The organism is Micromonospora sp. NPDC005413, from assembly GCF_040606435.1.
In the GTDB taxonomy this organism is placed as follows: Bacteria; Actinomycetota; Actinomycetes; order Mycobacteriales; family Micromonosporaceae; genus Micromonospora.
Genome location: NZ_JBEXEV010000011.1, coordinates 28,143 through 40,271 on the forward strand (window position 1 = coordinate 28,143; position 12,129 = coordinate 40,271).

General features: G+C 70.4%; 13 protein-coding genes and 1 pseudogene. 4 read left to right on the plus strand and 10 right to left on the minus strand.

From position 1 onward, the window contains the following. Positions 1–18: 18 nt before the first annotated feature. The 7 genes and pseudogenes from ureE to ABZS37_RS14825 all read right to left on the minus strand — a co-directional run bounded on the left by ureE (position 19) and on the right by ABZS37_RS14825 (position 6,941). Entirely contained in the window at positions 19–582 is a 564-nt protein-coding gene (gene ureE, locus ABZS37_RS14795) for an urease accessory protein UreE (protein WP_355169101.1), read from the minus strand. A 60-nt stretch (positions 583–642) separates the two neighbouring features. After that, positions 643–2,361: an urease subunit alpha gene (locus ABZS37_RS14800; protein WP_354996012.1), complete on the minus strand. Its 1,719-nt coding sequence runs from the start codon at positions 2,359–2,361 to the stop codon at positions 643–645. A gap of 174 nt (positions 2,362–2,535) precedes the next feature. Continuing rightward, a pseudogene (locus ABZS37_RS14805) lies at positions 2,536–2,871 on the minus strand (urease subunit beta); the annotation flags it as partial. A 43-nt stretch (positions 2,872–2,914) separates the two neighbouring features. Beyond that, the gene (locus ABZS37_RS14810; protein WP_355169103.1) at positions 2,915–3,217 is read right to left on the minus strand and encodes an urease subunit gamma; all 303 of its coding nucleotides are present in this window, start codon (positions 3,215–3,217) and stop codon (positions 2,915–2,917) included. Between the two features lie 177 nt (positions 3,218–3,394). Further along, positions 3,395–4,858, minus strand: coding sequence for a sugar porter family MFS transporter (locus ABZS37_RS14815; protein ID WP_355169105.1), 1,464 nt, complete (start codon positions 4,856–4,858; stop codon positions 3,395–3,397). A 197-nt stretch (positions 4,859–5,055) separates the two neighbouring features. After that, positions 5,056–5,892 (minus strand): undecaprenyl-diphosphate phosphatase, encoded by an 837-nt coding sequence (locus tag ABZS37_RS14820; protein ID WP_355169107.1) that lies wholly within the window; start codon positions 5,890–5,892, stop codon positions 5,056–5,058. Next, positions 5,889–6,941 carry an LLM class F420-dependent oxidoreductase gene (locus ABZS37_RS14825; RefSeq protein ID WP_272618919.1) on the minus strand — a complete coding sequence of 351 codons (1,053 nt, stop codon included), beginning with the start codon at positions 6,939–6,941 and terminating at the stop codon, positions 5,889–5,891. The genes ABZS37_RS14820 and ABZS37_RS14825 overlap by 4 nt, the downstream gene beginning before the upstream one ends. Positions 6,942–7,127: 186 nt before the next feature. Here ABZS37_RS14825 and ABZS37_RS14830 point away from each other — a divergent pair, with 186 nt between their 5' ends. Then, on the plus strand, positions 7,128–8,099 hold the full coding sequence (locus ABZS37_RS14830; protein ID WP_354996017.1) for an aldo/keto reductase: 972 nt from the start codon (positions 7,128–7,130) through the stop codon (positions 8,097–8,099). A gap of 37 nt (positions 8,100–8,136) precedes the next feature. On the opposite strand, the gene ABZS37_RS14835 is transcribed toward ABZS37_RS14830, so the two are convergent. The 3 genes from ABZS37_RS14835 to ABZS37_RS14845 are packed head-to-tail and all read right to left on the minus strand — an operon-like array spanning position 8,137 to position 10,447. After that, positions 8,137–9,042, minus strand: a complete 906-nt coding sequence (locus ABZS37_RS14835; RefSeq protein WP_355169110.1) for a hypothetical protein — start codon at positions 9,040–9,042, stop codon at positions 8,137–8,139. A 14-nt stretch (positions 9,043–9,056) separates the two neighbouring features. After that, complete coding sequence (locus tag ABZS37_RS14840; protein WP_355169112.1) at positions 9,057–10,118, minus strand: WXG100 family type VII secretion target; 1,062 nt, start codon at positions 10,116–10,118, stop codon at positions 9,057–9,059. Further along, positions 10,115–10,447, minus strand: coding sequence for a hypothetical protein (locus ABZS37_RS14845; protein ID WP_355169114.1), 333 nt, complete (start codon positions 10,445–10,447; stop codon positions 10,115–10,117). Before ABZS37_RS14845 ends, ABZS37_RS14840 begins: the two co-directional genes overlap by 4 nt. A 92-nt stretch (positions 10,448–10,539) precedes the next feature. Here ABZS37_RS14845 and ABZS37_RS14850 point away from each other — a divergent pair, with 92 nt between their 5' ends. From ABZS37_RS14850 to ABZS37_RS14860, 3 genes are all read left to right on the plus strand, one after another. Then, complete coding sequence (locus tag ABZS37_RS14850) at positions 10,540–10,959, plus strand: YbaB/EbfC family nucleoid-associated protein (protein ID WP_355169116.1); 420 nt, start codon at positions 10,540–10,542, stop codon at positions 10,957–10,959. After that, on the plus strand, positions 10,956–11,777 hold the full coding sequence (locus ABZS37_RS14855) for an SseB family protein (protein ID WP_355169118.1): 822 nt from the start codon (positions 10,956–10,958) through the stop codon (positions 11,775–11,777). Before ABZS37_RS14850 ends, ABZS37_RS14855 begins: the two co-directional genes overlap by 4 nt. A gap of 120 nt (positions 11,778–11,897) precedes the next feature. After that, positions 11,898–12,089, plus strand: coding sequence for a DUF5703 family protein (locus ABZS37_RS14860; protein WP_355169120.1), 192 nt, complete (start codon positions 11,898–11,900; stop codon positions 12,087–12,089). The last annotated feature ends 40 nt before the right edge of the window (positions 12,090–12,129 follow it).

Sequence of the window (12,129 nt, forward strand, 5' to 3'; positions counted from 1 at the left end):
CGCACCGTCCGGCCCCGCTCAGTTGAGGTCGGCGGGGAGATGGGAGTGCGGCGTCGAGTCGGCGCCACCGAACAACCGCCGCGACTCGTGCGGCGCGAGATACGCGATGACCTCGGTGCCGGGGACGAACTCGTGGGTGATCCCGGTGAACGCGTGGGTACGCATCACCGAGTCCATGACCTTGCGGTCGACGGTCAGCGGGACGTACATCTTGGTGCCCTTGACCACGGCCGGCCAGTGCTGGTTGCCGATGGCGTGACCGAGCTCCACGGCCGAGCGGATGAGCAGTTCCGCTGACTCGCCGCGCAACTTGTCGAGGTGCACCACCATCACCTCGCCCAACTGCACCCGGGCCACCACCGCCGTGGCGGTGAGGTCGTCCCAGGCGAGAATGTCGCCGTCGCGCAGCCGGACCCCCCGTTCCAGCGAGACCGACAGCTCCGCCCCGGAACTGGTCATCTTGCGGATGCGGCTCTTCTGGGCGTCCCACTGGTCGAGGACGAGGTCGTCGATGCGCGCTTCCTTCAGGCGCAGCGTCCAGTCCGGCTCGTTCATGTTGCCCAGCACCGTCTCGACGAGCACGGGCCTCTCCTTTCGGTGGGTGTGCCGGGACCAGGGAGGTGCGAGACGGTCCCGGCGGTGTCAGCTGAAGAAGTAGAGCTGGCTCAGCGGCAGGTTCCGGGCCGGTGGCACGGTCGCGTGGACGCCGTCCATCTTCACGGCGAAGGTCTCCGGATCGACTTCGAGCTTCGGCGTCCTGTCGTTGCGGACCATGTCCCGCTTGGTGAGGCCCCGGGTCCGGTACACCGGCATGACCTGCCGTTGCAGGCCGAGCTGCTCGGCGATGCCGGACTCGTGCGCGGCCCGGGACACGAAGGTCACGCAGGTCTTGGCGAGCTGGTTGCCGTACGCGGCGAACGACGGCCGGTAGGTGACCGGCTGCGGCGTCGGCAGCGAGGCGTTCGGGTCACCCATGATCGACCAGGCGATCATGCCGCCCTTGAGGACCAGCTTCGGCTTCGCACCGAAGAACGCCGGCTCCCAGAGCACGAGGTCGGCCATCTTGCCCGGCGTGACCGACCCCAGCACGTGCGAGATCCCCTGGGTGATCGCCGGATTGATGGTCATCTTGGCCACGTACCGCAGCACCCGGAAGTTGTCGTTGCCGTCGGCGTCCTCGGCGAGCTTGCCGCGGACGTTCTTCATCTGCCCGGCGAGCTGAATGGTCCGCAGCCAGGTCTCGCCCACGCGCCCCATGGCCTGCGAGTCGCTCTGCATCATCGAGATGACGCCCTCGTCGAGCAGGACGTCCTCGGCCGCGATCGTCTCCGTCCGGATCCGGCTCTCCACAAAGGCCACGTCCGAGGGGACCTGGGGGTTGAAGTTGTGGCAGACCATGATCATGTCGTACAGCTCGGACTGGCTGTTGATGCCGTAGGGCACCGTCGGCGTGGTCGAGCTCGGCAGCACGTTCATCTGGCTGGCGATCTTGATGACGTCCGGTGCGTGTCCACCACCGGCGCCCTCGGTGTGGAAGGTGTGGATCGTCCGGCCCTCGAACGCGGCGATGCTGTCCTCGAGATAGCCGCTCTCGTTGAGGGTGTCCGTGTGGATGCTGACCTGCACGTCGAACTCGTCGGCGACGTCCAGACAGGCCCGGATCACCGCCGGCGGCGCACCCCAGTCCTCATGGATCTTGAAGCTCGGCGCGCCGGCCATGATCTGCTCCACCAGGGGCGCACGGCCGGTGCTGTTGCCCTTCGCCATCAGGCCGATGTTGATCGGGATGGTCTCGAAGGCCCGCATCATCGCCTGGATGTTCCACGGACCGGGGGTGATGGTGACGCCGTTGGTGCTGTCGGTCGGGCCGGTGCCGCCTCCCCACAGGGTGGTCACACCGTTGCTCAGGGCGGTCTGCGCCTGGAACGGCGTCACCAGGTGCACGTGCGCGTCGATGCCGCCGGCGGTCAGGATGAGGTGCTCGCCGGAGATGGCCTCGGTGCCCGGACCGGTCACCAGCTCGGGGGTGACCCCGTCCATGATGTTCGGGTTGCCGGCCTTGCCGATGCCGGCGATCTTGCCGTCCTTGACACCGACGTCGGCCTTCACCACGCCGAGAGTCGCATCGAGGATGGTCACGTTGGTGATGACCAGGTCCAGGCCACCCTGGGCGTTGGTGTACTGGTTGTTGACGCCCATGCCGTCGCGCAGCGTCTTGCCACCGCCGTACATCACCTCGTCGCCGAGGACCCGGAGATCCTTCTCGATCTCGATGTAGAGGTCGGTGTCGCCGAGCCTGATCTTGTCGCCCGTCGTGGGGCCGAACATGCCGGAATATTCTTGCCGCGAAATCTGGCTCATCGAATCATCTCTCCTGCCCGAGGCTGGCAGCCCTGCGGGATAGTGGATCTACTGTTTCTTGCCCTTGGGGTTGTCCTGCTGCTCCGGGCCGAACTTGAAGCCACGGGTCTTGGCGTTGTGGATCGCCTCGGTGCGGTCCGGCCGGTAACTGGGAGTCGCCTCGCTGCCGCTCCACCCCTGCACCAGCCCGTTGAACCCGTACACACGCTGCTGCCCGCCGAAGGGAATGAGCTCCACCGTCTTCTTGTCGCCCGGCTCGAAGCGGATGGATGTCGTCGCCGGGATGTTCAACCGCCTACCGAAGGCCGCCTCGCGATCGAAGGCGAGCATCCGGTTGGCTTCGAAGAAGTGGAAGTGTGAGCCGATCTGGATCGGCCGGTCGCCGGTGTTCTGGACGACGACTTCGGTAACCGGCCGACCCGCGTTCAACTCCAGCGGCTGGTCGCTCAGCACGTAGCCGCCGATGGGTCGCACGTGCTTCGAGTTGGGGCCGGGATGTTGCTTGGCCATGTCCTGCTCCACCTTCCTGGAGACCGTGTCCGGGCTTCTGCGCCTATCGGATCGGTGAGTGCACGGTGACCAGTCGCGAGCCGTCGGTGAAGACCGCCTCGACCTGGATCATGGGCAGCATGTCCGGCACACCCGGCATCACGTCGTCGGCGCTGAGAGTGCTGCGGGCGTCGTTCATGACCTCTTCGACGGTCTTGCCGTCCCGGGCCCCCTCCAGGGCGGCGGCGCAGATCACCGCGACGGCCTCGGGGTGGTTGAGCTTGACCCCCCGGGCCTTCCGGGCGTTGGCGACGACGGCCATCGAGAGGATCGTCAGCTTGTCGAGTTCCCTTGGTGTCAGATGCACTGTCCTGGTCCTTCGCGACTGTTCGGTCGGGAGCCGCCATCCAGCCGAGCGGGCTCGCCACAGGGGTGAGCGCTGGCGCCCTACCCAAATGACCGATTTTGTCCGGCAGATCCGTTTTGGGCGGCTTCGGATCGAAGGTACGCCTGTCCCCCTGCGTCGCGGGTCAGAAGCCGAGAATCACGTCCCCGTCGTTCCGGCGGACCGGCTGCCGGCACGGTGCGGATGACGAGCACGACCGTCGTTCTGCCACATCTGCTGGATCTCTTCGAGGGTCTTGCCCTTCGTCTCCGGCAGGTACCGCCAGATGAACAGGAAGCCGAGCACGCAGGTGCCGGCGAAGAGCGCGAACACACCCGATCTCCCCAGGGCGTCGAGCATGCTCAGGAAGAACTGCGTGATGAGGTACTCGGTGCCCCAGTGCGTGGCGGAGGCGATCGCGACGCACCGGCCCCGGATGCGGCCCGGGAAGATCTCGTTGATGACGGTCCAGGCGGTCGGTCCGATCGACATCGCGTAGAACGCCACGAACATGACCACACCGATCAGCAGGAAGATGCCCGCGTCGGTGGGATGGTGCCCTGTCGCGCCGGCCGTCTGCGCCGCCGGGTCCATCTTGGCGAAGCTGATGCTGACCACCGCGAGCGAGACCGCCATGCCCAGCAGGCCGACCAGCAGCAGCGGACGGCGACCGAGCCGATCCAGGAAGGCGACCGCGACCAGCGTGAAGAGTGAATCGACCCCGCCGATCGCCCAGGTGGTCGCCGCCAGTTGCGCCTGCGGGGTGTGGAAGCCTGCGGCCGAGAAGATCGAGTCCGCGTAGTAGATGATCCCGTTGATTCCGGTCAGTTGTTGGAACAGCGCCATGCCGACACCGAGCGCCAACGGACGCCGCCACTGTGGCGAGAGCACCTCCCGCCAGCCCGCCTTCCCGGCCGTGAGGCTCTCCTCGATGGCATGCAGCCGCTGGGACACCTTCTGTTCCGGGACGGTCGCCTTCAGCGACGCCTCCGCCCGGCGTTTGTCCCCCCGTCCGAAGTACCAGACGGCCGAGTCGGGGATCACGGTGGTGACCAGTGCGAGGGCCACCCCCAGCAGCGCCGCCGCCGCCAGCAGGTAACGCCAGGAGTTGCCCGCCTCGAACAGTTCGTCGGCCAGGTAACCGATGAAGATCGCGAACGTGGTGGAGAACTGGTAGATCGCCAGGAGGCTGCCGCGGATCCGTTCCGGCGCGGCCTCCGCCGCGTACATCGGGCCGGCGACCGAGGCCACCCCGATGCCCAGCCCCAGGATCAACCGCGCACCGAACATGACCCCCATCACCGGCGCGGCAGCCTGCAGGATGGTACCCACCGCGAACGTGGCGGCGGCGACCCACAGCGCGCCCCGGCGACCGATCCGATCCGCGAGGTGACCACCGAGCAGCGCGCCGACCAGCGCCCCCGGGGTCACCCAGCTCGCCGCCACCTCGACGGCGAAGGTGTCCGCGTGGAAGGTCTGGCGGATGTCGCGCAGCGCACCGCTGATGACGCCCTGGTCGTAGCCGAAGAACGCGCCGGAGAGGACGACGATGGAGACGACCGCGATGAGGTTGCGTCTCGGTGGCCTCCCCCGCCCGCGCTTCCCGCCGCCGCTGGCAGTCACGGTCGCCCCCCTCTGACACGAGCCACCGGCAGATCCCGTCCGGGAGACAGCCCGATATCGAGAGGATAGTTGCGCTATATCCGGTTAGTGCGGGATGACCAGAAGGACAGGCAGATCCGGGTGGCGGTCACCCCCGACGGACCGACCCCCGTCCCCTCTGCGGGGGTCGGGGGCCGGGGGCCGCGGGTACGGGCGGATCAGGTGGCGCTGATGGCACCGGTCATCAGCAGCGCGAGGACCAGGGTGCCCAGCGCGACCCGGTACAGCACGAAGACGTACAGGGTGTGGTGGGCGACGTACCGCAGCAGCCAGGCGATGGCCGCGTAGCCGATGCCGAACGCGATGACCGTCGCCACGATCATCTGGGCCACGGAGGGCGTGGAGGTGCCCGGGGCGGACGGTTCGAAGACGTCCCCGAGACTGAACACGCCGGACATGACCACCGCCGGGATGGCCAGCAGGAACGAGTACCGTGCCGCCGCCTCCCGGGTCAGATTGAGCAGCAGGCCGGCGGTGAGCGTGCCACCGGAGCGGGACACCCCGGGGATCAGCGCCATGGCCTGGGCGAAGCCCATCACCACGCCGTCCTTCATCCGGAAATTCTGCAGGGTGCGGGTCTGTCGCCCCCAGTACTCGGCGAACGCCAGCACGAACGCGAACACGATCAACGTGGTCGCCACGACCCACAGGTTGCGCCCGGCGGTCTTGATCTGGTCCTTGAACAGGAAACCGAACAGCCCGATCGGGATCGAGCCGACGATCACGTACCAGCCCATCCGGTAGTCGAGGCTGGAACGGACCGACTTGTCCCTGATGCCGACCAGCCAGGTCCGGGTGATCCGCCAGATGTCCTTGGCGAAGTAGATCAGCACGGCGGCTTCGGTGCCGAGCTGGGTGACCGCGGTGAACGACGCGCCGGCGTCGCGGTCGAAGAAGATCGCCGAGGTGATCCGCAGATGCCCCGACGAGCTGACCGGAAGGAACTCGGTCAGTCCCTGGACGATGCCCAGGACGATGGCCTCGACCCAGGTCACTCGCCGACTCCCGAGAGGTCGAGTGCCTCGGCGACGGTACGCAGGGTCTGCACACCGCTGTCCCGGTCGGCCACGAACAGGGTCACCGACAGGGTGGTGACACCGGCAGCGGCGTACTCCCGCATCCGCTCGGCGATGCGCTCCTTCGGGCCGAGCAGCGAGGTGCGGTCGATGAACTCCATCGGCACCGCCGCCGCCGCGTCGCGCTGCCGCTTGGCCAGGTACAGATCCTGCACCTCGCGGGCGGCGTCGCCGTAGCCCATCCGGGTGGCGAGCTGGTTGTAGAAGTTCTGCTGGCGGCTGCCCATCCCGCCCACGTACAGAGCCGCGTACCAGCGCACCAGCTCGGCGCAGGAGGCCACGTCGTCGCCGATCACCACGGGCACCGACGGCACCACGTCGAACCCGGCCAGCTCCTTGCCGACCTTGGCCCGCCCGGCGCTCACCGAAGCGAGCTGCTCGTCGGCGAACTCCGGGGAGTAGAACACCGCCAGCCAGCCGTCGGCGATCTCGCCGGCCAGCTCCAAGTTCTTCGGGCCGACCGCGGCCAGGTAGATCGGTATGTGCTCGCGCGGTGGGTGGAAGCCCAGCCGCAGGGCCTTGCCGGGACCGTCCGGCAGCGGCAGCGTGTAGTGCTCGCCGTCGTACGCCACCTCCTTGCGGGCGATGGCCAGCTTGACGATGTCGACGAACTCACGGGTCCGGGCGAGGGGCTTGGCGAAGCGCACACCATGCCAGCCCTCGGAGACCTGCGGGCCGGAGACGCCCAGGCCGAGCCGGAACCGACCGCCGGAGAGCGCGTCGATGGTGGCGGCGGTCATCGCGGTGGCGGCCGGCGTACGGGCGGGGATCTGCATCACCGCGGCGCCGACGTCGATCCGTTCGGTCTGGCCGGCCATCCAGGCGAGCATGCTGGGCGAGTCGGAGCCGTAGGCCTCCGCCGCCCACACCACCGAGTAGCCCAGCCGGTCCGCCTCCTGGGCCAGCGCCAAGTGGTCGGCCGGTGTGCTCCACGCTGTCTGATATCCAAGACTGAGCCCGAGTCGCACTGGTCCTCCCCCATCCGTGGCACAGGTCGCACCAGGTTACGCAATGCCGATAACGGACTCGATCACCGGCTCTCCACCAATGATCCCCGCCCGTCGCGGTGCCCGCCGTCGGCGGAACCGGCAGAACCGGCAGAGATGACGGGAGCGAGGATATCCGTATCGGCAGGTTCGAAATAAGGTTCACCCATGCAGCAGCGACCGCTCGGCCGAAGCGGGCTGGCGGTTTCCCGGCTCGCGCTCGGCACCATGACCTGGGGCCGGGACACCGACGCCGACGACGCGGCCGCCCAGCTGAAGAGTTTCCTGGACGCCGGCGGCAACCTGATCGACACCGCCGACGTGTACGGCGACGGTGACGCCGAGTCGGTGATCGGCTCGCTGCTGGGCACCCTCGTGCCCCGCGACGATCTGCTGATCGCCACCAAGGCGGGGTTGCGCCCAGGCAGCGGCCGGCGCCGGGACGGGTCCCGGGGGCATCTGCTGCGTACGCTGGACGCGTCGTTGCGCCGGCTCGGCACGGACCACGTCGACCTGTTCCAGGTGCACGGGTACGACCCGGACACCCCGCTCGAGGAGACCCTCGCCGCACTGGACCACGCGGTGTCCAGCGGCAAGGTCCGCTACGTCGGGGTGTCGAACTTCTCCGGCTGGCAGACCGCGCGGGCCGCCGCGTGGCAGACCGCCTGGCCGGGGCGGGCACCGGTGGTCGCCGCCCAGGTGGAGTATTCGCTGCTGGAGCGGGGCGTGGAGCGGGAGGTGCTGCCCGCGTGTGACGCGCTCGGCCTCGGCGTGCTGCCCTGGTCACCGCTGGGCCGGGGAGTGCTCACCGGCAAGTACCGGCACGGCCGTCCGGCGGATTCCCGGGCCGCGTCGCCGCACTTCGAGCGGTTCGTCGCGACGTACCTGGAGCCGCGTTGCTCCAGCATCGTCGAGGCGGTGGCGACCGCGGCCGGTGGGCTGGGTGTGTCGCCGCTGGAGGTGGCGCTGGCCTGGATCCGCGACCGGCCGGGGGTGACCGCGCCGATCCTCGGCGCCCGGACCGTCGGGCAGCTGCTCGGTGCGCTTCAGGTGGAGCGGATCACGCTTCCCGAGGAGATCACCACCGCGCTGGACGACGTCTCGGCGGTGCCGGTGGGCTACCCCGAGCGCGACGGCTGACCCGCCGGCCGGGTCAGGGCGTCGGACGCGGGCCGGGTCACGGCGCGGGGCGTTGGCCCGGGAGTTCGTGGATCGCGGTCAGGAAACGCGACTGGTCGTCCCGGAGCGCGGGCTGGTCGATGCGGATCCACGAGCCGTCGTCGAAGAAGATGGTGGACGAGAACTGCACCAGCCCGGCCACACCCCGCTCGGAGTCGACCCGGGCCACCCGGCTGCGCGGCACACTCCACAGCACCCGTGGTTGGCGCCGGTCGGGCCGGTCAGCGTCGGGGCGGGGCCCCATCCGCAGCAGGTGCAGGTGCGTGTCGGTCACCGCCAGCGGTGTGCCCGTGTAGCGCTCCAGGAAGAGCAGCAGGCTGCCGGCGAGGGTGGCGAGGTCGCCGCTGAAGACGTACCGGCGCCGGTAGGCGATCTCGGCAAGCTGGTCGGCCAGCGGCCGGTACAGGCTGAGTCGGAACAGCGCCCGGAACGCCTCCTGCTCCTCGGTGAGCGGGATCGGCTCCCGCCGCACCGGCTGGTGCGGCGGACCTGGCACCGGCTCGGCGGCCTCCGGCAGGCCCACGGCGACGGCACCGGCCTTGCCGGGCAGCAGCAGCACGCCAGCCGCCAGCCGGACCGGCGTCAGCACCGCGTCGACCCAGACCACCGGATTGACGATGTTGAGCAGCCCGAACAACACCTTCGGGTCGAGCGCGTCGGCCATCTCGCCCGCCACCTCGTCGGCGAGCTGCCGGCCGGCCTTGTGCGTCTCCGGGGCACGGACCGGGGCCAGCCCCACGTAGCGGAGCTCCTGCCCGGGCAGCACCGGCGCGACGAGGGCACGTTCGGGCTCGTCGCTGGTGCGGAACTCGTCGCGCAGCTCACGGGCCTTGTCGCGGGCTGCCCGAGCGCCGCCGAGCACCACGTCGGTGAACCGACCGAGCCGGCTTCGCTCCCCTGACATCACGCGTTCCCTCCCTAGCGGCCCGCCGGCTGGCCTGCCGGCGGCTGCCCGAAGACATTCTGGTCGATCCAGTCGGCGCCGCCCTGTACCGCCTGGTCGACCTGGTCCTTGACCTGTTCACTACCCGGAACGGAGAGGCCGCTGGTGAACGCGACGGCCCCCCAGGTGACGCCGTGCACGACCGAGTTCGGCACGTTCCACGGCAGGTTGGTCGCCCAGTCCCGGGCGATCACCCGCGCGCCGTCGGCGACGCCGTGGGCGCGCAGCGCGGCGGCCCGTTCGAGAGCGCCCATGTCGAACGGTGAGCCGGACTTGCCCAGCTTGTAGGTGCCCTTGGTGGGATCGAGGAACTTGTGGTGCCACTTGTCGATCTTGCCGGCGACGTGGCGCTTGTCGGCGTACTTCTGGCCGGTGCGCAGCTTCTTCTGCATGTCGACCAGCTTGTCGAGGTGGCTGCGCAGCTTGCGCAGGTACAGCATGACCCGCTGGAGCAGGCGGATGACCTTCTGCAGGTGCGTCGCCAGCGGCCGGATGACCTTCAGCATCCGGGTGACGACGATCAGGCCCCGGGTCACGGCGACCCCCAGGCCGGCCGCCCAGGACGCGCCGGCGGTGAACGGTGCCATCAGCAACGCCGTCACCAGCGTCACCAGGAGGAAGTTCACGAACTCGACGCAGAGGTCGACGAGCACGTCGTGCACGGTCTGCAGGCCGTCGGCGACGCTGCGCAGGTACTCCGCTGTCGCGGCGAACTGCTCGGCGACGCCGAGAAGTTGCTGTTCGACCTCGGCCAGCCGCTGGCCGTACGCCTCGCCGGCGGGCGAGCGCCACCCGGTCTGGGCGGTTTCGCGGGTGCCGCGGTGCCCCTGCGCCAGGTCACGCACCTGAGTGGCCAGCGCGTCCCACTCGGCGGCTTTCGCGCGCAGGACGGCGGGCTCACCGTCGACCATGTCGACGAGCTGGATGAGCGGCCAGGCCAGGGTCCGGCAGACGCTGTCGACCGCCTCCTGCACCCCGGAGAGCGCGTTGTCGAGGCCGTTCCACAACTGGACGGCGCTGCCGGCCGGCCCGCTCATCCGGGCAGCCCCGACTGGATGGTCTTGAACCCGGCGTCGAGGTCCTGCTCGGTGCCCTCGTACGCCTCGGCCGTGTCAGCCAGCGCGTCGGCGACCCGGCCGAACGCGGCATTCGCGGCGCCGAACAGCTCCACGCCGCCGGTGACCTGTTCGGCGTACTTCGCGCGGAGCATGTCGCTGGCGAACGGCAGGTGGCCGAAGGCGCCCGACGGCACATCGCCGGCCGAGACGATCTGGCTCTCCAGCGCGGCGAGCGCGCTGGCGACCTGCGTGGCGGCCGTCTCCAGTCGACCGACCGCCTGCACGTCAACATCAATATCCGGCGGCATGCCGTTCCTCCCCCATGTGTCGAGCGCACCGACGATACGATCTCCCGGCCACCGGCACCACCCGGTCGCACCGTCCACGGGGGAGGGATCTCATGACTGACCCGACGTCCGCGTTCGACGCGCTCGCCGGGCGGATCGCCGACATCGAGAGCCGGTTCGCGGGGCTCCGCGACGATCTGGCCGAACTGTCCGGCACCGCGACCGACGAGAGCGGGCTGGTCTCGGCGACCGTCGACGCCACCGGCGCGCTGACCGGCCTCACCGTCGCGCCCGCAGCCCTGCGCGCCGGGGCCGAGAGGATGGCCGAGCTGGTGCTCGATGCGTACCGGCGGGCCCGCACGACGGCCACCGAGCACGTCGAGGAGCACACCGACGGGTTGGAGACCGCGCTCGGCACGGGCCTCACCGACCTGTTCGGCAAGCCCGGAGACTTCTCGGCGCTGGGCCGGTTGGAGGAGACCGTCGCCCGGCTCGGGCGGCTGGACGACCGCCTGCCGGGCACACCGGCGTGACGTCGCCGACCTGGCCGGAGATCGTCACACGGCTGCGGGACACGGTCGCCCGCTGCGACCGTGACACCGACCTGGAGCTCTCCGCCGGTCCGCGCGGGCTCCGACTGCTGGTGCGCCGCGAGGTGGTCCGGGTGGTCTGCCCGGGCCACGACGAGGCACGCCTGGCCGCGCTCGGCTGGCACCGCCCGACCGACGGCACGGGCTGGTGGTACGAGGCACCGCGCACTCCGGTCCAGTTGGAGCGGCTCAGCGTGTTCGTGGCCCGGACGGCCGCCGAGGTGCTGACCGACCAGCCGGGCGCGCTCTCCTGCCGGGCGGTGCCACCGGCCACCCGCCCCGGCCCGACGGCGCGACCGGCCGGGCCGGCAGCCGTCCGGTCGGCAACCGCCGAGGTGGCGGGGCCGGCAACCGCCGAGGTGGCGGAGCCGGCAACCGCCGAGGTGGCGGAGCCGGCGGTGGTGGCGCTGCTCACCACGGCCGCCGACCGGCGTGACCTGCCCGGCTACCTCGCGGTGCTGGCCGGCGCCACGGTGTGCGTCCCGCTGGCCGGGGAACCGGCGGCGGACGCCGACGTCCCGTGGACGGTGGTCGGCGATGCGAACGGCGAACCACTACTGCCGGTCTTCACCTCCCCCCGGGCGCTCGCCGCGTTCGCCGGGGATGGCGTGCCGTTCGTCGCGCTGCCCTGCGCCGAACTGCTCGAAGACTGGCCGGACCCGTCGTGGGGGCTCGCGGTCGACCCGGGCCGGCCCCGGGCGGTCGCTCTGGCCGCACCGACGCTGGCGGCCCTGCTGACGGCGAACGCGCCCACCGGCTGACGCCCCGCGCGGCCGAGAACTCGCGGGCGCGCACAGGGCGGCACGAACCGCCCACAGCAGCGTCGTTGGTCACCCTGGAGGGGGTGGCGGACGGCCGCTGGGCTGGGCAGCATGGACGGCATGGACTACGAATACGCGCCACTGCGGCTGCCGCCGAACGTCGACCGGTTGTCCGCGGCGGCGCAGTTGGCGATCCAGGCGGAGTTCTCCGGATGGGAGTTGGCCCGGGTGCGGCTGTACCGGGACGGCACGCGGCAGGTGGTGCTGCGCCGTCGGCGGGTCAACCAGCCGCAGCCGGGTCTGTCGTACTGAGAGCTGGGCGGTGACGCCCGGGGCCCGTGCGGGCCCCGGG